The sequence below is a fragment of the Streptomyces sodiiphilus genome (assembly GCF_039529215.1).
Classification (GTDB): domain Bacteria; phylum Actinomycetota; class Actinomycetes; order Streptomycetales; family Streptomycetaceae; genus Streptomyces; species Streptomyces sodiiphilus.
In genome coordinates this window covers 254201-279803 of the sequence record NZ_BAAAMJ010000030.1, presented here as the reverse complement: position 1 = coordinate 279803, position 25603 = coordinate 254201, and the positions used below count along the sequence as shown (strand labels likewise).

The following is a 25603-nucleotide window of genomic DNA, read 5'->3' as shown; positions in this document are numbered from 1 at the left end:
GCCGGGGGACGGTGGCGGCCGCCCGCCGCCGCTGTGCCGGCAGTGGTGTTTGCAGCGGCCGGTCCTGATTGTCAGTGGCATGGGTCAGCATGTATCCGGATGCGAAGAAAGCGCAGCCATCGGACCGCTGGACCGCCGAATGACGACAGGAGGCTCGTCATGACCGGATTCCCGACTGATGTGCACCCGGTGCCGCGGCGTGCGCCCGCACCGCCCGCCGCTCTCGACTTGCTGGCCCAGGCCGAGCGGGGACTGGAGGAGGCGGCCGCCGCGCAGGACCCGGGCGACGCGTATGTGGCCGCCCATCTCGCCGCGCTGCGCGCGGCGGCCGCCCTGCTGGCGGCGCGTGGGCGGCCGGAGCCGACCCCCCGGGCCCGCAAGCGCATCCGCAGCATGTGGGAGGTGCTTCCGGAGATAGCGCCGGAGCTCGCCGAGTGGAGCGTGCTGTTCGCCGCCAGCGCGGCCCGGCGGGCGCGGATAGAGGCGGGAATCGGCCGCTCCCCGGGGCGGCTGGCGGAGAGCCGTCGTGAGGCTGACGACCTGTGCCGGGCCGCCGGTGTGTTCCTGCGTCTGGTCCGCACCATGCTGTCCGGACAGCCGGTGCTGCCCCGCCGGGCGGCCTCTGCGTGAGGAGAGGCCGGTGACGGGCCAGTAGGCTTGAGGCGCCCGTACGCACCGCACCGAGGAGCATCCCGTCATGCCGTCTGAGCCGAGCGTCCGCGACGCGGGCACCTCTTCCACGGATCCGGTGGCCGCCCCGGGGGTGCCGGGCCCGCACGCGGCGCTGCGCACGGGGGTGGTCTGGGAGGTGCTGCGGGCGGCACTGTCCGGCCGGGCCGAGGCGGCCGGACGGCCGATTCTGGACGTCCTGGACACCGGCGGCGGCAGCGGGAGCTTCGCGGTCCCCGTCGCCCGGCTCGGTCACCGGGTCACCGTCGTGGATCCCAGCCCCAACGCCCTGTTCGCGCTGGAGCGCCGGGCGGCCGAGGAGGACGTGGCGGACCGCGTCCGCGGCGTCCAGGGGGACACCACCGATCTGCTCGACGTCGCGGGCCGCGGCCGGTACGACCTGGTGCTGTGCCACGGCGTGCTGGAGTACGTGGAGAACCCGCCGGCCGGGCTGCGGGCCGTGGCCGGGACCCTGCGGCCCGGCGGGGGAACGCTGAGCCTGCTGGCGGCGGGCCTGGGCGGGGCGGTGCTCTCCCGGGCGGTGGCGGGCCGGTTCGCCGAGGCCCGGCAGGCACTGCTCGACCCGGCGGGCCGCTGGGGGCCGGCCGACCCGGTCCCGCACCGGTTCACCGTCGAGGAGCTGACCGCTCTGGTCACCGGGGCCGGACTGGTGCCGGGGCAGGTGCACGGAGTGCGGGTGTTCACCGACCTGGTGCCCGGAGCCCTGGTGGACACCGAGCCGGAAGCCCTCCAGGCCCTGGTCCGGCTGGAGGCCGAGGCCGCCGGCCTGCCGGCCTACCAGGCCATCGCCGGACAACTGCATGTCCTGGCAGAGCTGCCGGACCACCCGCCGGGCGACGGAAACTGAGCCACGCCCCGTATCATCGGAGTCAGGCCCTTCGGCATGCTCCCGGGTACACGGGGAAGGAGAAGTCCATCCCTCCCGGTCTGCGATGGGCGAAATTGGCGTAGAGGGGTGGGTTTTACAGGGGCCATTCCCTGCCTATCCTTGAAGAGTCGGATCCGGTCGCGACCACGACCGACGAGTAGGAGGACTCCGTGCCGCTCTCGGAGCACGAGCAGCGCATGCTCGAGCAGATGGAGCGAGCGCTGTACGCCGAAGATCCCAAGTTCGCGACAGCGCTCGAGGGAAGCCGGCTGCGCACGTACACCCGCAAGCGGATCTACCAAGCGGTAGCCGGGTTTGTCGTGGGCATCGCGCTCCTGCTGGGCGGCATGGTCGTCCAGCTGATCTGGCTCAGTGTCGTAGGTTTCCTGATCATGCTCGGCTGTGCCGTGCTGGGCGTCACGGGCTGGCGCAGGGGGCCTGTCGTGGCCGTCCAGGACGACGGCGCGGGCCATGGCGGAAACGGCTCGCAGCGGCAGCAGCGGCCCCGGCGCTCGATGATGAACCGCATCGAGGAGCGCTGGCAGCGCCGCAGGGACGAACGGGACCGCTGACGGCAGGGCCGGAACCGGTCCTCCGCTCCCGCACTCACTTCGCCCTCGCCCCGAGGGGAGGATGCCCGCCGAGGCACCTTCCCCTCGGGGCGAGGGCGTGCGCGTCAGGTGCCGCGCTGTCGTCGGCCGGGGAGCAGCCGTCCCGCCCGGCCGGCAGCCCGGGCCGCCCTCATTCGTTGGGCGGCTCCCGCCCGGATCACCCGGACGGCGGAGTGGGGGAGCAGGGCGGCACGCAACCGCTGCCGGCGGCCCGCGGCGGCCCGCAGTCCGGCGCAGGCGGTGCGGACGGCGTCCGCGGCGGGCCGGGGAGCCTTTCGCAGCCCGGCCGGCGCGTACCGGTCCTCCTCCACCGCCAAGGCCAGCTCGTGCACCGCCTCGCGTGCCGGACCTGTCAGACGGCAGGTGTCGGACAGGCGGCGCGCGGTCTGCCGCGGGGTGTCCGTGCGGTGAGGCGGCAGCCCCAGGTCCCAGGCGGTGTCCCGCAGCTCCTGCCAGGCCGCCTCGGGCCCGGCCGACGGACGCAGCCGCCGGGAGCGTGCCCCGGCCCGCCACAGGGGCGGGGCGGCCGCGAGCAGCACCAGCAGCAGTGCTCCGCCGGCCACCCACACCACCGGAAGCGGTGCCGCTCCGGCACTGCCCGAGCCCGTCCCCAGGTCCAGTTCGGGGCCCGCGGGGCAGGCTCCGGGCTCCAGTGCCGGGTCGCAGCGCTCCTCGTTCTCCTCGGAGGCCCGCGGATCCTGCGGGTCCGGCTGCTGCTCAGGGCGGTCGGGGCGGCTCGGGCTGTCCCGGTCCGGGCTGGCGCTGTCCGGGCGGGTGTGGGCCGGTGTGCTGCCCTGCCCCGGTGTCGGTTCGAAGCGGACCCAGCCGACTCCCTCGAAGTAGAGCTCGGGCCAGGCGTGTGCGTTGTGGATGCCCACCTGATAGGTGCCGGCACCCGTCTGCCTGCCCGGGGTGAACCCGACCGCCACCTGCGCGGGGATGTCCAGGGTGCGGGCCATCGCCGCCATGGCGAAGGCGAAGTGGATACAGAAACCCTCGCGCTGCTGCAGGAAGCTGACGATGGCTTCGCTGCCGGTGCCGGCGCGCACGTCGGTGTCGTAGCGGAATCCGCCGTCGCGGGTGAACCAGTTCTGCAGGGCGACCGCCCGCTCGTGGTCGTTGACCGCTCCCGCGGTGACCTCCCGGGCGAGCTGCCCGACTTCGGCCGGCAGCGCGCCGGGCACCTCGGTGAAGTGCCGGCGCAGTTCCTCGTCGGCCGGCGGCGGGGCCATGGCCAGCTGCTGGGCGGTGGGCTCCACCAGCAGGTGCTCGACCTGGTAACCGAGCCCCTGCACGGTGAGATCCCGGTCGCCCGACACCAGGGTCTGCGACCCCTGGTCGAAGGCCCAGTCGCCGGCGGCGAAGACCCCGACCGCCGGGTACGGGACGGGCACCGAGGGCTGGGCGTAGGTGTCGCCGGCTTGCACGGAAGTGATCACGGTGCTGGTGGCGACACCCGGTGCCAGTCCGGGCACGGGCCAGGGCGCCGCGGGGGCGGTGTCGGACCACCACCGCGAGGAGCGCCACTCCTCGCCGTCGAAGGCGTCCAGCGCCACCAGCCGCAGGTACAGCTCCTGGGGCCGGTCGGTATCCGACCGGTAGGTGAGTACGGTCCGGTCCCGGGGCCGGTTGAGCTGGTCCTGCAGTGCCACCACCGGGTTGACCGAGGCGAGGGCGTCGGCGCTGCCGGCGGCGCGGCCGCCACCGCTGCCGGACAGGTCCAGCAGCCCGCCGTCGAGTGACGGCAGCAGGGCCGGTGCCAGTACCGCGATGCCCAGGGTGAGGGCACCGATGCGGCGGCCGGAGGGAGACCGGGGGAGTGCCGGGACTGATCGTTCCGCTCCGCCCGGGCGGGACAGATGCGCGCCCCACCGGGCGAGCCGGTCCCTGCCCTCGACGAGCAGCAGCAGGAGGAATCCGGCGGCCGCGCACAGGAAGTACGGCCAGGTGGGCCCGTCCTGGCCGACCCCGGCGGCCACGGAGTACAGCGCCAGCAGCGGCAGCCCGGCCGAGGCGGCGCTGTGCAGGGTGACGGCCAGCAGATCGGTCAGCAGGCCGATCAGCAGCACCCCGCCCACCAGCATCAGCTGTATACCGGGGGTCAGCGGTGCCGGGGCGACGTACCGGGCGACGTCCTCGGCTCCTGTGGACAGCAGCAGCCCCAGGGCGTCCAGAGCCCCGGGGCCGGGCAGGACCCCGGCGGTCGCGTGCTCGGGCACCGTCACCACGGTGATCAGCAGCGCGGAGACGAGCACCTGCGCGGAGAGGACCAGCGGGCCGCGCAGCCCCTGCCATCTGGCGGCCGCCCCGGCACCGGACTGGATCGCGAGCAGGACGGCTGCCTGCACCAGCCACCCGGCGCCCTCCACTACCGGCAGCATGGCCGCGGCCGCCGCGAGGGTGGCCGCCCACGCCGCCGCGGTGATCCGGAGCTGCCCGACCGTCACCGCGGCCATCCCGTCGCGGGCTGCCCGGACATCGCCTGCTGCCACAGCGGTGCCAGCGGACCGGCGGGAGGCAGCGCCAGGGCGGTCCAGCCGGTCTCCCGCAGCCGTCGTATGCGCCGTTCCTCCAGCACCGGGTCCAGTTGTCCGGCCGCGACGAAGGCGACGGCGCGCGGGGCCCGCCGCCGCAGCCCGGCCAGCAGATCTGCCTGGCGGGCGTTCAGCGTGCCGACAAAGGCGATCAGCAGGCCGGTGTCGTGACCGCGCAGGGCGTCCCGGGCGTCCTCCAGCCCGTCACCGGGTGTGAGGTCCACGACCGCCAGCGCGTCCAGCACGGGCCCGGCCCGCTCCGCCCTGCTGCCGCCGGCCAGGGGCGGGACCAGGAATCCGGTCGCCGCCATGAGGCGCACGGCGTAGTCCTGTTCCAGCAGGTGGGAGGCGACCGAGGCGGCGCCGGAGACGGCCCGTTCGAAGGCGGAGCCGGGGCCGGAACGGGTGTACGCGTTGTGCCGGTTGTCCAGCAGCACGGTGCAGCGCGCCCGCCGGGGCTGCTCCTCGCGACGGACCATCAGCTCGCCGCGGTGCGCGGTGGACCGCCAGTGCACGCGGCGCAGGTCGTCGCCGTGCCGGTAGTCGCGCGGTATGACGTCGTCGTCCCCCGCCGGGGCGAGCGCGTGCTGCCGGCTCTCGCCGGGACCTGGGGAAGGTCCGCCGGGCCGCACCGCGGGCAGCGGCTCGGTCCGCGGCAGGACGGTCAGCGTGTCGACGGCCTCGAAGGAACGGCTCAGTTCGACCATGCCGAAGGGGTCGGCGAGCCGGAGGCGCAGCGGCCCCAGTGGATAGCGGCCCCGCATGTCCGAGCGCACCCGGTAGGCGACCTCCCGGCGGCCGCCCGGTTCGATGCGGTCCAGGACGAACTTCGGGCGTGGGCCGAGCACATACGGCAGGGTGTCCTGGAGCAGCAGCGGACCGGCCGGCAGCCGGGTGATGTTCTCCACCCGCAGCTCCACCCGCGACTCGGAGCCCGCGGCCACCCGGGACGGGGTGAGCCTGCGGGCCACACTGACCCGGTTGCGGGTGCGGTGCAGGACCAGCACGCACAGCAGGGGGAGCGCGGCCAGCAGAAGTCCCACGCGCAGCAGATCGGGCTGCCCCAGCACCCAGGCGCACAGCCCGGCGGCGGCGCCGGCAGCCAGGAAGGACCTGCCCCGGGTGGTCAGTCCGCCCGCGGCGGCCCGCAGCGAGCCGCGGTTCTCCCGCCCGCCGCCGGGCATCAGCGGCCCTGCTGCTGCCGGTGGGGGGACGGTGCCGGCACCGGGGTGCGCTGGACGATCTCGAGCACGAAGTGCTCGGTGGTGTGCCGGTTCAGCTGCGCCTGGGCGGTGGGCAGCAGCCGGTGGGCGAGGACCGGAACGGCCAGCCGCTGGACGTCGTCGGGCAGGACGTAGGCCCGCCCGGCGAGCGCCGCCGCGGCCTTCGATGCGCGCAGCAGGTGCAAGGTGGCCCGTGGTGAGGCACCCAGCCTCAGTTCGGGATGGGTGCGGGTGGCGGAGACCAGGTCCACCGTGTAGCGCCGCACCGCGTCGGAGACATGTATCTCCCGCACGGCCGCGATCAGGGCGAGGACATCGTGCGCGTGCGCGGCGGGCCGCAGACCGTCCAGCGGGGAAGTGCCGCCGTGCGACTGGAGCATGCGCAGCTCCGACTCGGCGGTGGGATAGCCGACCGACACCCGGGCCATGAAGCGGTCGCGCTGGGCCTCCGGCAGCGGGTAGGTGCCTTCCATGTCGACGGGGTTCTGGGTGGCGACCACCATGAAGGGGGCGGGCAGCGGATAGGTTCGGCCGTCCGCGGTGACCTGCCGCTCCTCCATCGCCTCCAGCAGCGCCGACTGGGTTTTGGGCGAGGCGCGGTTGATCTCGTCCCCGATGACGATCTGGGCGAAGACCGCACCGGGCTTGAACTCGAACTCGTGCCGGTGCTGGTCGTAGATGCTGACCCCGGTGATGTCCGAGGGCAGCAGGTCGGGCGTGAACTGGATACGCCGCACGGAGCAGTCGACGGACCGGGCCAGCGCCTTGGCCAGCATGGTCTTGCCGACCCCGGGCACGTCCTCCAGCAGCAGATGGCCCTCGGCGAGCAGCACGATCAGCGACAGCCGGACGACCTCGGGCTTTCCCTCGATCACGCTCTCCACCGCGTGTCGCATCCGGTCCGCGGTGGCGCTCAGGTCGTCGAGCTCCGCTCGGTCCTCATAGGTGGTCACCCGGTCCTCCTCGGCCCTTGCACTGCCCGGCTCCACACCATACGGACCGGTTCGTCCCCGCGTCACCGGCGGCGTCGCGCTGCCGGGAGGATGCCCTTCGCCCAGTATTCTTCACACCACCGGGCTCCCGGGTCACTTCGCGGGGACCGGCTCCGCCTCCACCTCGCGCAGCAGCCCGGTGGTGACGTCGAAGACGAACCCCCGCACGTCGTCGGTGTGCAGCAGGAACGGCGAGGTGCGCACCCGGGCGACGGACTGCCGGACGTTGCGGTCCAGATCCTTGAAGGACTCCACCGCCCAGCTGGGCTTCTGGCCCACCTCCTGCGCCAGTTCGTCGCGGAAGTCCTCGGTGAGCTGCAGCAGGCCGCAGCCGGTGTGCTGGATCAGCACGACGGCCCTCGTCCCCAGCGCGCGCTGGCTGATCGTCAGGGACCGGATGATGTCGTCGGTGACCACCCCGCCGGCGTTGCGGATGGTGTGGCAGTCCCCGAGATCCAGCCCCAGTGCGGCGTGCAGGTCCAGGCGGGCGTCCATGCAGGCGACGACGGCCACCTGGCGCACGGGCCGGGCGTCCATGCCGGGATCGGTGAAGTCCTCGGCGTAACGCCGGTTGGCTGCGACGAGCTTGTCGGTAACGGAAGGCGACATGCCCCAAACGGTAATACGCCGCGGGCCCGCCGGGCCGGTGACGCACGCTGTGAGGTCCGGCATATCCCGGCAAGCGCGCCGGCGCCGGGCCGCTGTGAGGTGGATCACGCCGCCTGTGGTGCCGGGCGAAACGCCGCCACGCGGCCGAACCCGCAGTGATTGACCGGCGCGGGAGGTGGACTAGGGTGGCGCGCAGTGGGAGGCGTGAGCTCAGCCTGCGCCCGTCACCTGTCTCACCTCCCTCGGAAGGCCCATGACGACCAGCAATGACCGGCCGCCGGAAGTCCGGCACCGCCCCGTCATGCTCCAGCGGTGCCTGGACCTGCTGGGGCCGGCTCTGCGCCGTCCCGGAGCGGTGGTCGTCGACTGCACGCTCGGGCTCGGCGGGCACAGCGAGGCTCTCCTCACCTCCTTTCCCGGGGTCCGGCTGGTCGCACTGGACCGGGACCCCGCGGCGCTGGAGCTGGCCGGACGCCGGCTGGAGCGCTTCGCGGACCGGGTGACGCCCGTGCACGCCGTCTACGACGAACTCCCCGCGGTGCTCGGCCGCCTGGGCACCACGAAGGTGGCGGGGGTGCTGTTCGACCTGGGTGTCTCCTCCATGCAACTGGACGAGGCGGACCGGGGGTTCGCCTACTCCCAGGACGCCCCGCTGGACATGCGGATGGATCAGACCACGGGGCCGGGCGCCGCAGAGGTCCTCAACACCTACCCGCCGGGCGAACTGGTCCGCGTGCTGCGCACCTACGGCGAGGAGCGGTTCGCGCGGCGGATCGTGGAGGCGGTGGTCCGGGAGCGCGAACGCGAGCCCTTCACCACCAGCGCGCGGCTGGTCGAGCTCATCCGCGACGCCCTTCCCCAGGCCGCCAAGCGGACCGGAGGGAACCCGGCCAAGCGCACCTTCCAGGCGCTGCGCATCGAGGTCAACGGGGAACTCGCCGTGCTGGAGCGGGCGGTGCCGGCCGCTGTCGACGCGCTCGCGGTCGGCGGGCGGATCGTGGTGCTCTCCTACCACTCGCTGGAGGACCGCCTGGTCAAACGGGTCCTCGCGCGGGGAGCGGGGAACACCGCGCCGCCCGGACTGCCGGTGGTCCCCGAGCAGTACCAGCCCCGGCTGAGGCTGCTCACCCGGGGAGCCGAACTTCCTTCGGAGGACGAGGTGGCCGCGAACCGCCGGGCCGCCCCCGCCCGGCTGCGCGCGGCCGAGCGCATCCGGGAGCCGGTCCGGTGAGCCGGGCGGCGCGGCCGGGCCGCCCGGCCGGACTGGTTCCCGGGCGGCCGCAGAAGGCCGCCCGCACTCCGTTCGTGCTGCTCGTGGTGGTGCTCCTGGGATCCGGGATGCTCGGGCTGCTGCTGCTCAACGCCGCGGTGAACGAAGGGTCCTTCGAGCTCAGCAAGCTGAAGCGGGAAACCCAGGAGCTGACCGACGAGCAGCAGGCCCTGCAGGCGGAGGTGGACGCCTTCTCGGCGCCGGCCGCGCTGGCCGAGCGGGCCCGCCGGATGGGCATGGTGCCCGGCGGGCCGCCGGCCTTCCTCTCCCCGGACGGCACGGTCCTGGGCGACGCGTCGCCGGCCCCCGCCCCGCCGCAGGAGGAGCCGCAGAACGGCGAGGAGGTACCCGAGCAGGCCGGAGAGGCGGCCGGTGGCGCCGAGGAGGGCGCCGAGCCGCCCCCGCCGGCCGTGCCGGCGGACGAGGCCGGGGTGACGGCCGGGACGGAGGACGGGCAGTGAGTACACCCAGGACCCCCCGGCCACGCGGGGAGCCGGCGCCGCTGCGGCTCCACAGCCCCCGGCCCCGGCTGCGGCTCATCAGCCTCGGCCTGACCCTGATCATGCTGGTCTTCATGGTCCGGCTGCTGCAGGTGCAGGCCGTGGACGCCGCGGCCTATGCGGACAAGGCCGCCGTCAACCGGTATGTCACGCTCCCGGTCGCGGCTCAGCGCGGCGACATCACCGACCGCAACGGCGCGGCCCTGGCCACCACCGTCGACGCCTGGGACATCACCGCCGACCCCTTCCTCTTCACTCCCGAGCAGACCGGTATCGACGACGCGCCGGCCCAGGCGGCCGCGCTGCTCGCGCCCATTCTGGACCGGGACGAACAGGAACTCACCGCACTGCTCTCCGCCGCCGACTCCCGCTACGCGGTACTGGCCCGGCAGCAGACTCCGCAGACCTGGCGCCAGATCCAGGACCTGCGCGGTGCGCTGGCCGACAAGGAGGCCAAGGGCACCGGCCGTCAGGTCCTGTCCGGAGTCTTCCGGGAGAAGAACCCCAAGCGGGTCTACCCCAACGGGGACCTGGCCGCCGCGGTCCTCGGCTTCGTCGACAGCGAGGGCCGCGGGGGCGGCGGGCTGGAGGCCAAGCTGGAGAAGGAGCTGGCGGGCCGGGACGGCACCGTCACGTTCGCCCAGTCCGCCGGCCGGCGGGTGCCCACCGCGGGCTCCAGCGAGCAGCCCGCGGTGCCCGGCACCGACATGGAGCTCACCCTGGACCGGGACATCCAGTGGGCCGCGCAGAACGCGATCAGCGACCAGGTGGAGGAATCGGCCGCGGACAGCGGCTACGTGGTCGTGCAGGACGCCCGCAGCGGCGAGATCCTCGCTCTGGCCGGCGCGCCCGGCTACGACCCCAACGACATCCGCTCGGCCCGTCCCGAACGGCTCGGCAACCGGGCCCTGGAGGACGCCTTCGAGCCGGGCTCCACCAGCAAGGTGGTCTCCATGGCCGCGGTGCTGGAGGAGGGCGCGGCGACACCCGGCACTCATGTCACCGTCCCCAACCGGCTGCCGCGTGCCGACCGCGCGTTCGCGGACGACCACGACCACGAGACGTACTACCTCACTCTGGCGGGGGTGCTGGCCAAGTCCAGCAACATCGGCACCATCCTGGCCGTCGAGGAACTGGGCGGGACGCAGCCGGAGGCCAACAAGGTGCTGCACTCCTACCTCACGGCCTTCGGTTTCGGGCGGCCCACCGGCCTGGGGTTCCCGGGAGAGACCTCAGGCATCCTGGCCGATCCCGGCGACTGGGACGCCTCCCAGCAGTACACGATTCCCTTCGGCCAGGGGCTGTCGGTCAACGCCGTGCAGGCCGCCTCGGTGTACTCCACGGTGGCCAATGGCGGCGAGCGGATCGCACCCTCACTGGTCCGCGGCACCACCGGCCCGGACGGGCGCTACGAGCGCGCCGCGGAGCCCGAGCGGTCCCGGGTGATCAGTGAGGACACCGCCGCCGACCTGACCCGGATGCTGGAGGCCGTGGTCGCCGATCCCGAGGGCACCGGCGGTATCGCACAGATCCCCGGTTACCGGGTGGCCGGCAAGACCGGTACCTCCAACCGGGTGGACCCGGCCACCGGCCGGTACGACGGCTACACGGCCTCCTTCGCCGGGTTCGCCCCCGCCGGCGAGCCGCGGATCACCGTCTACTGCGCGGTCCAGAACCCCACCCGGGGCAGCTACTACGGCAGCCGGGTGTGCGGTCCGGTGTTCCGCGAGGTCATGGAATTCTCCCTGAAGGCCCTGCGGGTCCCGCCCGGCGGCGAGGAGGCCCCTCGTCTTCCCGTCACCTTCCGGCCCGGGCAATGAGCACCGGGCACGGGCCCGCAGCGAGGAACGGAGCACAGCCACGTGGACACCACCCCCGGCGGGAAACCCGCCTCCCGGCCCTCCGGCCCCCGGCGGCGCCCCTCGCTTCGCGGTGGCCCCGCCGCTGCGGGTACGCTCACCGCCGTGCCACACCCTGATCACACTCTCACCGGACCGCCCCGCCCGCAGCATGTCCGCCCGGTTCCGCTGACGGAGCTGGCCCGGCTGCTGGGAGCTCCCGACCCCGGCAGCGACCGGACCGTGACCGGCATCACGCACGACTCGCGCGCGGTCCTGCCCGGCGACATCTACGCCGCACTGCCCGGCGCGCGCTTCCACGGGGCGGACTTCGCGGTCCAGGCGGCCTCGCTGGGCGCGGCCGCGGTGCTCACCGACCCGGCGGGCACCGAGCGGGCCGCCGCCGCGGGACTGCCCGCTCTGACGGTCCCGGACCCCCGGCGCCGGATGGGCGAACTGGCGGTCACCGTGTACGGCGATCCCGGCCAGGACCTGCTGCAGATCGGTATCACCGGCACCTCGGGCAAGACCACCACGGCGTACCTGGTGGAGGGGGGCCTGCGGCAGGCCGCCAAGGAGGACGAGCCGACCGGCCTGATCGGGACGGTCGAGTCGCGCATCGGCGACGAGCGCATCAAGTCCGAGCGCACCACCCCGGAGGCCACCGAGCTGCAGGCGCTCTTCGCCGTCATGCGGGAGCGCGGGGTGCGTGCTGTCGCCATGGAGGTCTCCAGCCACGCGCTGACGCTGGGCCGGGTGGACGGCTGCGTCTTCGATGTCGCGGTGTTCACGAATCTCTCCCCCGAGCACCTGGACTTCCACCCGGACATGGAGGACTACTACCGGGCGAAGGCGCAGCTGTTCACCCGGGCCCGCTCGCGGTCCGGCGTGGTCAACATCGACGACGAGTACGGCCGGCGTCTGGCCGCCGAGTCCGAGGTCCCGGTCACCACGTTCTCCGCGGAGGGGCATCCGGACGCCCACTGGCGGGCCGAGGACGTCGAGGTGGGCCCGCTGGGCTCCACGTTCACCGCGGTGGGCCCCGGAGGCGAGCGGGTGCCGGCCTCGGCGCCGTTGCCGGGTCCGTTCAACGTCGCCAACGCGCTGGCCGCCCTCACCGCACTGACCGTGGCCGGGATCGACGCGCGGACCGCTGCCGAGGGCGTGGCCGCGGTTCCCGGCGTGCCGGGCAGGCTGGAGCGGGTGGACGCCGGCCAGCCGTACCTGGCCGTGGTCGACTACGCCCACAAGCCGGACGCGGTGGAATCGGTGCTCTACGCCCTGCGCAAGGTGACCGACGGCCGGGTGCACGCCGTGCTCGGCTGCGGCGGGGACCGCGACCCGCACAAGCGCCCGGCGATGGGTGCCGCGCTGGCGCGGCTGGCCGACACCGCCGTGCTGACCTCCGACAACCCCCGTTCCGAGGACCCGCTGGCGATTCTGGCCGCCATGCTGGCCGGTGCCGCCGAGGTGCCGGCGCACGAGCGCGGAACGGTCCTGGTGGAGGAGGACCGGGCCGCCGCCATCGCGGCGGCCGTGGCACGTGCCGAGCCCGGCGACACCGTGCTGGTGGCCGGCAAGGGGCACGAACTGGGCCAGGACATCGCCGGTGTGGTCCGGCCCTTCGACGACCGTCTGGAGCTGCGCGCGGCCATCGAGCGCGCTTCCCTTTCCCACCCCCCATCTCCCGGGATGAACCAGGACTGATGATCCCTCTTACCGTCCCCGAAATCGTCGCGGTGGTCCAGGGCACCCCGCACGACATACCGGACCCTCCGCCACGCGTGACCGGCCCCGCGGTGGTCGACTCCCGGGAAGCGACCCCGGGCGCCCTCTTCGCAGCCCTGGCCGGCGAGAACACCGACGGGCACGACCACGCGGCGAGCGCGGTCGAGGCGGGTGCCGCACTGGTGCTGGCGACCCGTCCCGTCGGCGTGCCGGCCGTCGTGGTGGACGACGTGACAGAGGCCCTCGCGGCGCTGGCCCGGCACAGTGTCGCGGCCCTCGACTGCACGGTCGTCGCCCTCACCGGCTCGGTGGGCAAGACCAGCACCAAGGACCTGATCGCCCAGTTGCTGGAGCGAATCGGCACCACCGTGTGGACCCCCGGTTCGTTCAACAACGAGATCGGGATGCCGCTCACCGCGCTGCGCGCCGGACCGGACACCCGGCACCTGGTGCTGGAAATGGGGGCCCGGGGCCTGGGCCACATCCGGGAACTGGCCGCCCTGACTCCGCCGCGCATCGGTGCGGTGCTCAACGTCGGCTCCGCCCACCTGGGCGAGTTCGGCAGTCGCGAGGTCATCGCACAGGCGAAGGGGGAGCTCGTCGAGGCGCTGCCGGACGAGGCGGCCGGCGGGGTCGCGGTGCTGAACGCCGACGACCCGCTGGTGCGGGCCATGGCGGTGCGGACCGGAGCTCGCGTCCTGCTGTTCGGCGAGGCCGCCGATGCCGGTGTGCGCGCCGAGAACGTCCGCCTGACCGCCGAGGGCACCCCCGCCTTCCGCCTCATCACCCCCACCGGGTGCGCCGATGTGACCATGCGGTTGTACGGTGAGCACCACGTGTCGAACGCGCTTGCCGCGGCGGCAGTCGCCCACGAACTGGGCATGCCCGCTGCTGCGATCGCCGAGGCACTGGCGGTGGCGGGACCGCTCTCGAAGTGGCGGATGGACGTCACCGAGCGGGCGGACGGCGTGACGATCGTCAACGACGCCTACAACGCCAACCCCGAGTCCATGCGGGCCGCGCTCCGTGCGCTGGCCGCCATGGGCGAAGGACGCCGGACATGGGCGGTGCTCGGCGAGATGGCCGAGCTCGGTGACGACGCGCTCGCCGAGCACGATGCCATCGGACGGCTCGCTGTCCGGCTCAACGTCAGCAAGCTCGTGTCGGTCGGTGGCCGTGAAGCGGCCTGGCTGGACATGGGCGCCAAGAACGAGGGTTCGTGGGGTGAGGAGTCGGTGCACGTGTCCGACGCTCGGGCAGCGGTCGATCTGCTGCGCGATGAGCTGAGGCCGGGAGACGTCGTGTTGGTCAAGGCGTCCCGGTCGGTGGGTCTGGAACAGGTCGCCATCCGGCTCGCCGGGGATGTCCCGGGGGCCGCGGCCACGCCCGATGGCGAGGTCGCCGCCCGATGAGGCAGATCCTCTTCTCGGGCGTCATCGCCCTCTTCCTGACACTGATCGGCACTCCGCTGCTGATCAAACTGCTGGCCCGCAAGGGCTACGGCCAGTTCATCCGGGACGACGGCCCGCGCGACCACCACAGCAAGCGCGGGACGCCCACGATGGGCGGCATCGCCTTCATCCTGGCCACGCTGATCGCCTACGCCGTCACCAAGATCATCACCAGCAGCCAGCCGACGGTCTCCGGCCTGCTGGTGCTGTTCCTGATGGCGGGCATGGGCCTGGTCGGCTTCCTCGACGACTACATCAAGATCGTCAAGCAGCGCAGTCTCGGCCTGCGGGCGAAGGCCAAGATGCTGGGCCAGTTCATCGTCGGTGTCACGTTCGCGATCCTGTCGCTCAACTTCGCCGACTCCCGCGAACTCACCCCGGCTTCCACCCATCTGTCCTTCACCCAGGACTTCGGCTGGTCCATCGGCCCGGTGCTCTTCGTACTGTGGGCGCTGTTCATGATTCTGGCGATGTCCAACGGGGTGAACCTCACCGACGGCCTCGACGGCCTGGCCACCGGTGCCTCGGTGATGGTCTTCGGTGCCTATGTCTTCATCGGTGTCTGGCAGTACGGCCAGTCCTGCGCGGACGAGCTGACCGCCGGGGCGGGCTGTTACGAGGTACGGGATCCGCTGGACCTGGCCATCGTCGCCTCGGCCCTGATGGGGGCACTGTTCGGCTTCCTGTGGTGGAACACCTCGCCGGCCAAGATCTTCATGGGCGACACCGGCTCGCTGGCCCTGGGCGGTGCCCTGGCAGGCCTGGCCATCGTCTCCCGTACCGAACTGCTGCTGGCGATCCTCGGCGGTCTGTTCGTTCTCATCACCATGTCCGTGGTGATCCAGGTCGGTTCCTTCCGGCTCACCGGCAGACGCGTGTTCAAGATGGCACCGCTCCAGCATCACTTCGAGCTCAAGGGGTGGAGCGAGGTCCTTGTGGTGGTCCGGTTCTGGATCATCCAGGGCATCTGCGTGATCGTGGGCCTGGGAATCTTCTACGGCGGCTGGGTGACCGGCTGGTGACCTGGGCACAGCACGTCACCGTCGCCGGGCTGGGGGTGAGCGGCGTCAGCGCCGCCCGCGCCCTGGCCCGGCGCGGTGCCCGCGTCACCGTGGTCGACGGGGGCGACGGGCCGGACCGGCGCGAGCGGGCCCGGCGCCTGGAGCAGGATGTGGCCCTCGAACTGGGCGAGGAGCGCGTCGGCGTCCGGCTGGGCGACGGCGCGACGCTGCCGGAGGGCACCGGACTCGTGGTCACCTCACCCGGCTGGAAGCCCGGCTCCCCGCTGTTCGAGGCGGCTGCCGCGGCCGGTGTCGAGGTGGTGGGCGACGTGGAGATCGCCTGGCGGCTGCGCGGCCCCGGCGCCCCGCCCTGGCTGGCGGTCACCGGCACCAACGGCAAGACCACCACCGTCCGGATGCTCGCCTCGATCCTGCGCGCGGCCGGGCTGCGGACCGAGGCGGTGGGCAACATCGGGACCCCGATCATCGATGTCGTGGAGGCCGGTGAGCAGCGGCCCCACGACGTCCTGGCCGTCGAGCTCTCCAGCTACCAGCTGCACTGGGCGCCGTCCGTGCGCCCGCACTCGGCCGCCGTGCTCAACCTCGCCCCCGACCACCTGGACTGGCACGGTTCCATGGCCGGCTACGCCGCGGACAAGGGACGGATCTACACGGGCAACCGGGTCGCCTGCGTCTACAACAGCGCGGACCCGCCCACCGAGGAGCTGGTGCGCCGCGCCGATGTGGAGGAGGGCTGCCGGGCCGTGGGGTTCACCCTGGGCGCCCCCGGGCCGTCCGAACTCGGCGTGGTGGACGGCCTGCTGGTGGACCGTGCCTTCGTGCCGGACCGGCGGCACCGGGCCCAGGAGCTGGCGGAGGTCTCCGACGTCCGTCCGCCCGCCCCGCACAACATCGCCAACGCGCTGGCCGCCGCGGCCCTGGCCCGCGCCTACGGTGTGCCGGCCACGGCCGTGCGCGACGGGCTGCGGGCCTTCCGGCCGGACGCGCACCGGATCGCGCACGTCGCCGATGTCGCGGGGGTGGCATGGATCGACGACTCCAAGGCCACCAACACGCACGCCGCGCAGGCCTCCCTGACCGCCTGTTCCTCGGTCGTGTGGATCGCGGGAGGCCTGGCCAAGGGGGCCCGGTTCGACGACCTGGTGGCCGCGTCGGCCGGGCGGCTGCGCGGCGCGGTCCTGATCGGCGCCGACCGCGCACTGATCGCCGAAGCGCTCGCGCGACACGCACCGGATGTGCCCGTGGTGAACCTGGACCGGACCGACACTGGGGCGATGACGGCGGCGGTCCGTGCGGCGGCCTCGCTGGCCGGCCCCGGTGACACCGTGCTGCTGGCCCCGGCCTGCGCCTCGATGGACATGTTCACCGACTACACGGCGCGCGGCGAGGCGTTCGCCGCCGCCGTCCGCGCCCTGGCCGCCGGCCAGGACCACGACGAGCAGCAGTGACCCGTCCGGCCCCGCGGACGCCGCGCGGGTCCCGGAGGGGACGGAGCATGACCGCCCAAGCCCGCCCGCCGCGCCCCGCGGCCCCGCCCGCCGCGTCCGGCACGGTGCGCCGTCCGCGGCCGGGGCCCGCGGCAGGGCCGCCGCCGGGACGCTCGCGCCCGCCGCGGCTGCCCCGGGCCGTCGTGCGTCTCCGGAAGGCCTGGGACCGGCCCCTGACGGCCTACTACGTGGTCCTGGGCACCGGACTGCTGATCACCCTGCTCGGGCTCGTGATGGTCTTCTCGGCGTCCCAGATCCAGGCTCTGCGCTACGACCTTCCCGCCACCTTCTACTTCCGCAAGCAGTTGCTGGCCGCTCTGCTGGGCACCGTGCTGCTGCTGGTCGCCTCCCGGATCCCGGTGCGGCTGCTGCGCGCGCTCACCTACCCGTTCCTGGCCGTCACCGTGGTGCTGCTGGTCCTCGTGCAGGTGCCGGGCGTCGGGGTGGAGGTCAACGGCAGCACCAACTGGATCGCCGTGGGGGGCCCGTTCCTCCTGCAGCCCAGCGAGTTCGGGAAACTGGCCCTCGTCCTGTGGGGCGCGGACCTGCTCGCAAGGAAGGGCGAGCGGCGCATGCTCGGACAGTGGCGGCATCTGCTCATCCCGCTGGTGCCCGGTGCGCTGCTGGTATCCGGACTGGTGCTCGTGGGTGGCGACATGGGCACCGTGATGATCCTGACGGCCATTCTCTTCGGTCTGCTGTGGCTGGCGGGGGCGCCCACCCGGCTGTTCGCCGGCGTGCTGGCCGCCGCGGTGGTTCTCGGCGCGCTGTTCATCGCGACCAGCCCGCACCGGATGGACCGGCTGGCCTGCGTCATGGCGACCGAGCCGGGGCCGAACGACCGCTGCTGGCAGGCGGTGCACGGCATCTACGCGCTCGCCTCGGGGGGCTGGTTCGGCTCCGGACTCGGTGCGAGCATGGAGAAATGGGGCGAACTTCCCGAGCCCCATACGGACTTCATCTTCGCCATCACGGGGGAGGAGCTGGGCCTGGCAGGGACGCTGTCGGTACTCGGCCTGTTCGCGGCTCTAGGCTATGCGGGTATCCGCGTGGCCGGACGCACGGAGGACCCCTTCGTGAGGTACGCCGCGGGAGGGGTGACGGCCTGGGTCATGACCCAGGTCGTGATCAACATCGGTGCGGTGCTCGGTCTGCTGCCGATCGCCGGAGTGCCCCTGCCGCTGTTCTCCTACGGGGGGTCCGCCCTGCTGCCCACCATGTTCGCCGTGGGACTGCTGATCGCCTTCGCGCGCAGCGATCCCGCGGCCCGGGCCGCTCTGGCCATGCGGCGGCAGCCCGGCGCGAAGCGGCGGGCCGGTCCGAGCTGGAACACGATGCGACGGCGCAGCAGACGGGCGCCGTCCGGAGAGCGGTGAATTTCGGTGCATGTTGTACTCGCCGGCGGGGGGACCGCCGGACACATCGAGCCTGCGCTCGCCCTCGCGGACGCCTTGCGGCGCCGTGACCCCTCCGTGGGGATCACCGCCCTGGGCACGGAGCGCGGCCTCGAGACCCGGCTGGTGCCGGAGCGCGGGTACGAGCTGGGGCTCATTCCCGCGGTGCCGCTGCCGCGGCGGCCCACCCCGGAGCTGATCACGGTGCCCGGGCGGCTGCGGGGCACCATCAAGGCCGCCGAGCAGATCTTGGAGCGCACCAAGGCCGACTGCGTGGTGGGCTTCGGCGGGTACGTGGCGCTGCCCGGCTATCTGGCCGCCAAGCGGCTCGGTGTGCCGATCGTCGTGCACGAGGCCAATGCCCGGCCCGGGCTGGCCAACAAGATCGGTGCCCGCTACACCAGGCATGTGGCCGTCTCCACGCCCGACAGCAAACTCCGGCACGCCCGCTACACCGGTATCCCGCTGCGCCGGTCGATCGCGCTTCTGGACCGCGCCGCCACGCGGGCCGAGGCCCGGGCGGCCTTCGGCCTGGACGCCAACCTCCCCACCTTGCTGGTGTCCGGCGGATCGCAGGGCGCCCGGCGGCTCAACGAGGTGGTCCAGGCGGCCGCCCCCGCCCTGCAGCGCTCGGGAGTCCAGATCCTGCACGCCGTCGGACCGAAGAACGACCTGCCGCACGCGGACAACATGCCCGGCATGCCCCCCTATCTGCCGGTACCGTATCTGGACCGGATGGATCTGGCCTACGCCGCGGCGGACATGATGCTGTGCCGTGCCGGAGCCATGACCGTGGCCGAGCTGTCGGCCGTCGGGCTTCCGGCGGCCTATGTGCCGCTGCCCATCGGCAACGGCGAGCAGCGCCTGAACGCCCAGCCGGTGGTGAAGGCGGGCGGCGGAATGATCGTCGACGACGCCGAGCTGACGCAGGACTGGGTGCGTTCCGAGGTGCTGCCGGTGCTGACCGACCCCGCCCGGCTGCTGGCCATGTCCCGTGCCGCCGCGGAGTTCGGCCGGCGGGACGCGGACGAACTGCTGGTCGCCATGGTGGACGAGGCGATCGCGGCCCGGGCGGCCTGACCGCCGGGAAGCGGAAGCCGGCGAGCTGAGGAGCGATACGTGGCCGGAGTGAGGACCGATGAGCGGGATGCCGTCCGGCGTCTGCCGGACCCGGCGGCCGGACGGCGGACGGGTCCGCTCCGGCTGCCCGGCCGCCGTACCCTGCTGCTGCTCGCCGGCGCTCTGCTGGCCGCCGGCGCCTTCGGCGGCTGGGCGCTGTACTTCTCGGACTGGCTGCGGATCGAGAAGGTCTCGGTCGGCTGGCCGGAGGGGGCGCGGGAGCTGACGGACGATCAGGTACTGGCCGCGGCGGCGGTGCCGCTCGGTGCTCCGATGGCCTCGCTGGACAAGGATGCCGTGAGTGCGCGACTGAGGGGCGAACTCCCCAGAGTGAAAAGCGTACAAGTGGTACGTGCGTGGCCTCATGGGGTCGGGCTGAAGGTGATCGAACGGCAGCCCGAGGTGCTGCTTCCCGCCGGGAGCGGCTACACCGAGGTGGACGAGGAGGGCGTGGCCTTCGCCGAGGTCGTCGAGCCTGTCGCCGGGGTCCCCGTGCTCCGGCTGGAGCTCGAACACAACGCGAGCCTGCGCCGCTTCGGGGAGGACCGGATCCGCCAGGAGGCCGTGAAGGTGGCGGCCGCGCTTCCCGAACCGGTGCACCGGCGGACCCGGGCGATCCGGGTGGGTTCCTACGATTCCCTCACCCTGGAGCTCACCGGCGGGCGGACCGTCCTGTGGGGAAGCGGCGAAGAGGCCGCCGCGAAGGCGGCGGCGCTCACCGCGGTCCTGAAAGCGGTTCCGGAGGCGGATCACTTCGATGTGAGTGTGCCCAGCGCCCCGGCGGCGTCCGGAGGTTGAGGCCCCGCCCGGGTATCCGCGCAGGCCAGACCCCTGGTTGCGCGGTACTCTGCGTGATCACATAGGGTGAAAAGAAAACCGGGAGGTTCGGCGTGTTCGTTGAACGCCTGCCACTTGGCGACTTAGTGTCCGTTACGAGGAATCCAGGGAATCAGAACCACACCTGACCCTAAACTTGACGGTTGGGGTTCGGGCCGGCCCATCCCAGCCGGTCCATCGGCATCCGTCGGCGCGCCGCGGCACACGCGGGCGACGACACGTAACTCGAGGCGAGAGGCCTTCGACGTGGCAGCACCGCAGAACTACCTCGCAGTCATCAAGGTCGTCGGTATCGGCGGCGGTGGCGTGAACGCCATCAACCGGATGATCGAGGTCGGTCTCAAGGGCGTCGAGTTCATCGCGATCAACACCGATGCGCAGGCCCTGCTGATGAGCGACGCCGACGTCAAGCTCGATGTCGGCCGGGAGCTCACCCGCGGCCTGGGCGCCGGAGCCAATCCGGACGTCGGCCGCAAGGCCGCCGAGGACCACCGGGAGGAGATCGAGGAGGTCCTCAAGGGGGCCGACATGGTCTTCGTCACGGCGGGCGAGGGCGGCGGCACCGGGACCGGTGGAGCGCCGGTCGTGGCGAATATCGCTCGTTCCCTCGGCGCCCTCACCATCGGCGTCGTCACCCGTCCGTTCACCTTCGAGGGCCGCCGCCGGGCCAATCAGGCCGAGGACGGGATCGCGGGCCTGCGTGACGAGGTGGACACCCTCATCGTCATCCCCAACGACCGGCTGCTGTCCATCTCGGACCGCCAGGTCAGCGTGCTGGACGCCTTCAAGTCCGCCGACCAGGTGCTGCTCTCCGGCGTCCAGGGGATCACCGACCTCATCACCACCCCCGGCCTGATCAACCTGGACTTCGCCGACGTGAAGTCGGTGATGTCGGAAGCGGGCTCGGCGCTGATGGGCATCGGCTCCGCCCGCGGTGACGACCGCGCGGTGGCGGCTGCCGAGATGGCCATCTCCTCGCCGCTGCTGGAGGCCTCGATCGACGGGGCCCGGGGGGTTCTGCTCTCCATCTCCGGCGGATCGGACCTCGGTCTCTTCGAGATCAACGAGGCCGCGCAGCTCGTGAGCGAGGCGGCGCACCCGGAGGCCAACATCATCTTCGGTGCGGTCATCGACGACGCACTGGGCGACGAGGTCCGCGTCACGGTGATCGCGGCCGGCTTCGACGGCGGCCAGCCGCCCGCCCGGAACCGGGAAAAGGTGCTCGGTTCCTATGCGGGCCGTGAGGAGACACCCGCCTCGCCGGACCGCGACCGGGTGGACGGCGAGGTGGAACGGCCCGCTTTCGGCGGACTGGGCGTTCTGCCCGGGCGGGAGGAGGAGCCTGCCCCCGCCGCGGCCGAGCCGGCCGCACCCGCCGGGGAGAGCGGCGACCTGCACGGCACCGGCCCGCACGTGCCCTCCGCCCGCCCTTACGACAGCGGGCAGGCCGAGGAACTCGATGTCCCGGACTTCCTCAAGTGAGAGAGCGGCCGGGCAGCGCGTGATAACTCAGCAGATCGAACGCGGCGGCGCCCGCTTCGCCTTCACCGACCGGTGGGGCGGGGTGAGCGCCGCTCCGTATGAGGCCCTGAACCTCGGCGGCGCGGTCGGGGACGACCCCGCCGCGGTGCGGGCCAACCGGGAACGGGCGGCCCACGCCCTCGGGGTGGACCCGCGCTCCGTGCTGTGGCTGAACCAGGTGCACGGATCGGCGGTGGCGGTCGCCGACGGGCCGTGGCCCGGTGGTGCGGCGCCCGAGGCGGACGCGGTGGTGACGGCCCGGCGCGGGCAGGTCCTGGCGGTGCTGACCGCGGACTGCACGCCGGTCCTGCTGGCAGACCCCGAGGCCGGAGTGGCCGGTGCGGCGCACGCCGGGCGGCCGGGGCTGGCGGCCGGAGTGGTGCCCGCCACACTTGAGGCGATGGTGGCTCTGGGGGCGGAACCGGCCAGGATCCTGGCCCGGACCGGCCCGGCGGTGTGCGGCCGGTGCTACGAGGTGCCCGCTTCCCTGCGGGACGAGGTGGAGCGTGCGGTGCCCGGCAGCGGCTGCGACACCCGCGCGGGCACCCCCGGCATCGATATCGCCGAGGGCGTACGCCGGCAGTTGGGCGCGGCAGGGGTACAGGATGTGAAGATCTCGTCCGTGTGCACGCTGGAGTCCCCCGATCACTTCTCCTATCGCCGTCTGACCGTGACAGGCAGGCAGGCGAGTTACGTCTGGCTGGCCGACTCATGACGGACCGTGCCGGTGCAATCGCGGAGCGTCTCGCCCGTGTGGAGGAGCGCATTGACGGCGCTTGTAGCGCGGCGGGGCGCTCGCGGGGCGACGTGACTCTGATTGTGGTGACCAAGACCTATCCGGCGTCGGACGTCCGGCTGCTCGCCGGCCTGGGAGTGCGGCACGTCGCCGAGAACCGGGACCAGGAGGCCGCGGACAAGGCCGCGGCCTGCGCGGATCTTTCACTGAACTGGCACTTCGTGGGTCAGTTGCAGACGAACAAGGTGCGTTCCGTGGTGCGTTACGCCGACCGGGTGCACTCGGTGGACCGCCCGAAGCTGGTGGCCGCCCTGTCGGCGGCGGTCGCCCGGGAGGGCCGGGAGCCACTGGGCTGCCTGGTGCAGGTGGCACTGGAGCGGGACGGAGCGGCGGCCGGCGCGGCCGGCCGGGGCGGGGCGGCGCCGGAGGGAGTTCCGGAGCTGGCCCGTGCGATTGCCGAGGCCCCCGGCCTGCGGCTGGACGGGGTGATGGCGGTCGCCCCGCTCGCCGGGAAGTACGCCGGACGGCCGCGGGAGGCCTTCGGGCGGCTGGCGGATGTCGCCAGGAGCCTGCGCGCCGCGCATCCTGCTGCCACCATGGTGTCCGCCGGAATGAGCGCGGATCTCGAAGAGGCGATCGAGGCCGGAGCGACACACGTACGTGTCGGCAGCGCGGTGCTCGGTGTCCGCCCTGACCTCCGGTAACGTCGCCAAACGAGTTGGACCACAACCGAAAATATGGTCATTCCCGATGATTTCGGGCAGGTTGTGTGGATGTACGGTCCCGGGAGGGAGCCGATCCACCACAGAGCGGAGGACGCAGTCGATGGCTGGCGCGATGCGCAAGATGGCGGTCTACCTCGGCCTCGTGGAGGACGACGGCTACGACCGCCCCGGGTACGGGCCCGACGACGAGTTCGAGCCCGAGCCGGAACCCGAGCGGGGGCTGCGCCAGCAGGCCCGCGAGCCGGCGGACCGGCGGGAGCGGCCGGAGCGGCCGGAGGAGGCGGTGCGCGTGATGCACCCCCCGGCACAGCGGGAGGCCGAGGCCGCACCGGTGCCGCTGATGACGGAAAACAGACGACCCGGGCGGATTGCTCCCGTGTCTTCCATCACATCCGAACGCCAGAATCTGGAGAAGAGCGCACCGGTGATCATGCCCAAGGTCGTGTCGGAGCGGGAGCCCTACCGGATCACCACGCTCCACCCCCGGACGTACAACGAGGCCCGTACCATCGGGGAACACTTCCGTGAAGGGACCCCGGTGATCATGAATCTGACGGAGATGGATGACACGGATGCGAAGCGACTTGTCGACTTTGCCGCTGGTCTCGTCTTCGGTCTGCATGGCAGCATCGAGCGCGTGACTCAGAAGGTGTTCCTGCTGTCTCCTGCTAACGTCGACGTAACGGCGGAGGACAAGGCCCGCATCGCTGAGGGCGGGTTCTTCAACCAGAGCTGACGGACACACCGGAAAGATCGGACCCGGCCGCCCGGCCGGGGCAGGAAACAGGGGAGAGGGACAGACCAGATGGGCATCGTTCGAGAGGTGATACTGATCGCCTTGTACTGCCTGCTCGGTCTTCTGCTCTTCCGGCTGGTGATGGACTACGTGTTCATGTTCGCCCGCTCCTGGCAGCCCGGCAAGGCGATGGTCGTTGCCCTGGAAGGTGCCTACACTGTCACCGATCCGCCACTGAAGGCGCTGCGGAAGTTCATCCCGCCGCTGCGCCTCGGGGGTGTGGCGCTCGATCTGTCCTTCTTCGTACTAATGATCATCGTCTACATCCTGATCAACGTCGTGGCCAGGCTGTGAACGAGTACGGTCTTGCCGATATGCCGACGACTTACGTTGAGGTGAAGAGATGCCGTTGACCCCCGAGGACGTGCGGAACAAGCAGTTCACGACCGTCCGCCTCCGAGAAGGCTATGACGAGGACGAGGTCGATGCCTTCCTCGACGAGGTCGAGGCCGAGCTGACCCGTCTGCTGCGGGAGAACGAGGACCTGCGGGCGAAGCTGGCGGCGGCGACGCGCGCCGCCGCGCAGAACCAGCAGAACATGCGCAAGCCCGAGCAGCAGGAGCGGCCCGGAGGCGGCCCTCCGGCCATATCCGGACCGTCGCCGGTGCCGCAGCAGCAACAGCAGCCGATGGGTGGCCCGCCGCAGCTGCCCGCAGGCCCGGGCGGCCCCGGTGGACCGGGTGGACACGGCGGCCCCGGCGGCCCGCAGGGGCACGGCGGCCCTCAGGGGCACGGCGGCCCTCAGGGACACGGTGGCCCGCAGGGGCACGGCGGCCCGCAGGGTCATCACGGTGGCCCGGGGCCGATGGGCCACGGCCAGGGGCCCGGCCACGGCGGCCCGCAGGGGCACCTCGGTGGCCCCATGGGCGGTCCGATGGGCGGTCCGATGGGCGGCCCCGGCGGTCCGATGGGCGGCCCCGGTGGCCCGGGCATGCCGCAGCAGGGCGGCAACGAGAGCGCCGCGCGAGTGCTCTCGCTGGCACAGCAGACCGCTGACCAGGCCATCGCGGAAGCTCGCTCCGAAGCGAACAAGATCGTCGGTGAGGCGCGCAGCCGTGCCGAGGGCCTGGAGCGGGACGCCCGCGCCAAGGCGGACGCCCTGGAGCGGGACGCGCAGGAGAAGCACCGGGTCGCGATGGGCTCCCTGGAGTCCGCCCGCGCCACCCTGGAGCGCAAGGTCGAGGACTTGCGCGGCTTCGAACGCGAGTACCGCACCCGGCTGAAGTCCTACCTGGAGAGCCAGCTGCGCCAGCTGGAGAGCCAGTCGGACGACTCCCTCGCCCCGCCGCGGAGCCCTGCCGCTCCCTCCCTGCCGCCGTCCCCGGCACCGTCGATGGCCCCCGCGGGAGCCTCCTCGGGTCCGGGCCACGGCCCGGGCGGAATGGGCAGCGGTCACCAGCCGATGGGCGGCCCGGGCGGCGGCCAGTCGTACGGCGGCCAGCAGCAGATGTCGCCGGCGATGACCCAGCCGATGGCACCGGTGCGGCCGCAGAGCCCCCAGCCGATGCAGCAGGCGCCCTCACCGATGCGCGGATTCCTGATCGACGAGGACGACAACTGACGGCCGCCACGGCCTGACGGAGCCGACCGGCATATCGAGCGGGGCCGGTCCCGGACACTGTCCGGGACCGGCCCCGCTGTCATGCCGCGGC

23 protein-coding genes are annotated in these 25603 nt (G+C 72.9%); 19 read left to right on the top strand and 4 right to left on the bottom strand.

Going from position 1 to position 25603, the window contains the following annotated elements:
• The first annotated feature begins 99 nt into the window (after positions 1-99).
• The 3 genes from ABD299_RS15525 to ABD299_RS15515 all read left to right on the top strand — a co-directional run bounded on the left by ABD299_RS15525 (position 100) and on the right by ABD299_RS15515 (position 2130).
• The gene (locus ABD299_RS15525) at positions 100-630 is read left to right on the top strand and encodes an SAV_6107 family HEPN domain-containing protein (RefSeq protein ID WP_425581342.1); all 531 of its coding nucleotides are present in this window, start codon (positions 100-102) and stop codon (positions 628-630) included.
• A gap of 67 nt (positions 631-697) precedes the next feature.
• Positions 698-1537 (top strand): class I SAM-dependent methyltransferase, encoded by an 840-nt coding sequence (locus tag ABD299_RS15520; protein WP_344262661.1) that lies wholly within the window; start codon positions 698-700, stop codon positions 1535-1537.
• A 191-nt stretch (positions 1538-1728) separates the two neighbouring features.
• Positions 1729-2130: a DUF3040 domain-containing protein gene (locus ABD299_RS15515; protein WP_344262659.1), complete on the top strand. Its 402-nt coding sequence runs from the start codon at positions 1729-1731 to the stop codon at positions 2128-2130.
• Between the two features lie 104 nt (positions 2131-2234).
• On the opposite strand, the gene ABD299_RS15510 is transcribed toward ABD299_RS15515, so the two are convergent.
• The 4 genes from ABD299_RS15510 to ABD299_RS15495 all read right to left on the bottom strand — a co-directional run bounded on the left by ABD299_RS15510 (position 2235) and on the right by ABD299_RS15495 (position 7527).
• Positions 2235-4661 (bottom strand): transglutaminase TgpA family protein, encoded by a 2427-nt coding sequence (locus tag ABD299_RS15510; RefSeq protein WP_344262657.1) that lies wholly within the window; start codon positions 4659-4661, stop codon positions 2235-2237.
• The gene (locus tag ABD299_RS15505) at positions 4613-5887 is read right to left on the bottom strand and encodes a DUF58 domain-containing protein (RefSeq protein WP_344262655.1); all 1275 of its coding nucleotides are present in this window, start codon (positions 5885-5887) and stop codon (positions 4613-4615) included. The genes ABD299_RS15510 and ABD299_RS15505 overlap by 49 nt, the downstream gene beginning before the upstream one ends.
• Positions 5887-6879, bottom strand: a complete 993-nt coding sequence (locus ABD299_RS15500) for an AAA family ATPase (protein WP_344262653.1) — start codon at positions 6877-6879, stop codon at positions 5887-5889. The genes ABD299_RS15505 and ABD299_RS15500 overlap by 1 nt, the downstream gene beginning before the upstream one ends.
• Before the next feature lie 132 nt (positions 6880-7011).
• Positions 7012-7527, bottom strand: a complete 516-nt coding sequence (locus ABD299_RS15495) for a beta-class carbonic anhydrase (RefSeq protein ID WP_344262652.1) — start codon at positions 7525-7527, stop codon at positions 7012-7014.
• 253 nt (positions 7528-7780) lie between these two features.
• On the opposite strand from ABD299_RS15495, the gene rsmH reads away from it, so the two are divergent.
• The 16 genes from rsmH to ABD299_RS15415 all read left to right on the top strand — a co-directional run bounded on the left by rsmH (position 7781) and on the right by ABD299_RS15415 (position 25512).
• Positions 7781-8758 (top strand): 16S rRNA (cytosine(1402)-N(4))-methyltransferase RsmH, encoded by a 978-nt coding sequence (gene rsmH, locus ABD299_RS15490; protein WP_344262650.1) that lies wholly within the window; start codon positions 7781-7783, stop codon positions 8756-8758.
• Positions 8755-9258, top strand: a complete 504-nt coding sequence (gene ftsL, locus ABD299_RS15485) for a cell division protein FtsL (protein WP_344262648.1) — start codon at positions 8755-8757, stop codon at positions 9256-9258. The genes rsmH and ftsL overlap by 4 nt, the downstream gene beginning before the upstream one ends.
• Positions 9255-11117, top strand: coding sequence for a peptidoglycan D,D-transpeptidase FtsI family protein (locus tag ABD299_RS15480; RefSeq protein ID WP_344262647.1), 1863 nt, complete (start codon positions 9255-9257; stop codon positions 11115-11117). Before ftsL ends, ABD299_RS15480 begins: the two co-directional genes overlap by 4 nt.
• Before the next feature lie 42 nt (positions 11118-11159).
• On the top strand, positions 11160-12842 hold the full coding sequence (locus ABD299_RS15475; RefSeq protein WP_344262646.1) for a UDP-N-acetylmuramoyl-L-alanyl-D-glutamate--2,6-diaminopimelate ligase: 1683 nt from the start codon (positions 11160-11162) through the stop codon (positions 12840-12842).
• Positions 12842-14275 (top strand): UDP-N-acetylmuramoyl-tripeptide--D-alanyl-D-alanine ligase, encoded by a 1434-nt coding sequence (locus ABD299_RS15470; RefSeq protein WP_344262644.1) that lies wholly within the window; start codon positions 12842-12844, stop codon positions 14273-14275. Before ABD299_RS15475 ends, ABD299_RS15470 begins: the two co-directional genes overlap by 1 nt.
• Positions 14272-15336: a phospho-N-acetylmuramoyl-pentapeptide-transferase gene (gene mraY, locus ABD299_RS15465; RefSeq protein WP_344262642.1), complete on the top strand. Its 1065-nt coding sequence runs from the start codon at positions 14272-14274 to the stop codon at positions 15334-15336. Before ABD299_RS15470 ends, mraY begins: the two co-directional genes overlap by 4 nt.
• Positions 15333-16784 carry a UDP-N-acetylmuramoyl-L-alanine--D-glutamate ligase gene (murD, locus tag ABD299_RS15460; RefSeq protein ID WP_344262640.1) on the top strand — a complete coding sequence of 484 codons (1452 nt, stop codon included), beginning with the start codon at positions 15333-15335 and terminating at the stop codon, positions 16782-16784. The genes mraY and murD overlap by 4 nt, the downstream gene beginning before the upstream one ends.
• A 47-nt stretch (positions 16785-16831) precedes the next feature.
• Positions 16832-18199: a putative lipid II flippase FtsW gene (gene ftsW, locus ABD299_RS15455; protein ID WP_344262638.1), complete on the top strand. Its 1368-nt coding sequence runs from the start codon at positions 16832-16834 to the stop codon at positions 18197-18199.
• A 6-nt stretch (positions 18200-18205) separates the two neighbouring features.
• Positions 18206-19297: an undecaprenyldiphospho-muramoylpentapeptide beta-N-acetylglucosaminyltransferase gene (gene murG / locus ABD299_RS15450; protein WP_344262636.1), complete on the top strand. Its 1092-nt coding sequence runs from the start codon at positions 18206-18208 to the stop codon at positions 19295-19297.
• A 39-nt stretch (positions 19298-19336) separates the two neighbouring features.
• A complete protein-coding gene (locus ABD299_RS15445) occupies positions 19337-20134 on the top strand; it encodes a cell division protein FtsQ/DivIB (RefSeq protein ID WP_344262634.1) in 798 nt (265 codons plus the stop codon).
• A gap of 285 nt (positions 20135-20419) precedes the next feature.
• Complete coding sequence (ftsZ, locus tag ABD299_RS15440) at positions 20420-21655, top strand: cell division protein FtsZ (RefSeq protein WP_344262632.1); 1236 nt, start codon at positions 20420-20422, stop codon at positions 21653-21655.
• Between the two features lie 19 nt (positions 21656-21674).
• Positions 21675-22409: a peptidoglycan editing factor PgeF gene (pgeF, locus tag ABD299_RS15435; protein WP_344262630.1), complete on the top strand. Its 735-nt coding sequence runs from the start codon at positions 21675-21677 to the stop codon at positions 22407-22409.
• The gene (locus ABD299_RS15430) at positions 22406-23134 is read left to right on the top strand and encodes a YggS family pyridoxal phosphate-dependent enzyme (protein ID WP_344262628.1); all 729 of its coding nucleotides are present in this window, start codon (positions 22406-22408) and stop codon (positions 23132-23134) included. Before pgeF ends, ABD299_RS15430 begins: the two co-directional genes overlap by 4 nt.
• A gap of 121 nt (positions 23135-23255) precedes the next feature.
• Positions 23256-23891: a cell division protein SepF gene (locus ABD299_RS15425; protein ID WP_344262626.1), complete on the top strand. Its 636-nt coding sequence runs from the start codon at positions 23256-23258 to the stop codon at positions 23889-23891.
• A 69-nt stretch (positions 23892-23960) separates the two neighbouring features.
• Complete coding sequence (locus tag ABD299_RS15420; RefSeq protein ID WP_344262624.1) at positions 23961-24245, top strand: YggT family protein; 285 nt, start codon at positions 23961-23963, stop codon at positions 24243-24245.
• Positions 24246-24294: 49 nt separating this feature from the next.
• Positions 24295-25512, top strand: coding sequence for a DivIVA domain-containing protein (locus tag ABD299_RS15415; protein ID WP_344262622.1), 1218 nt, complete (start codon positions 24295-24297; stop codon positions 25510-25512).
• The last annotated feature ends 91 nt before the right edge of the window (positions 25513-25603 follow it).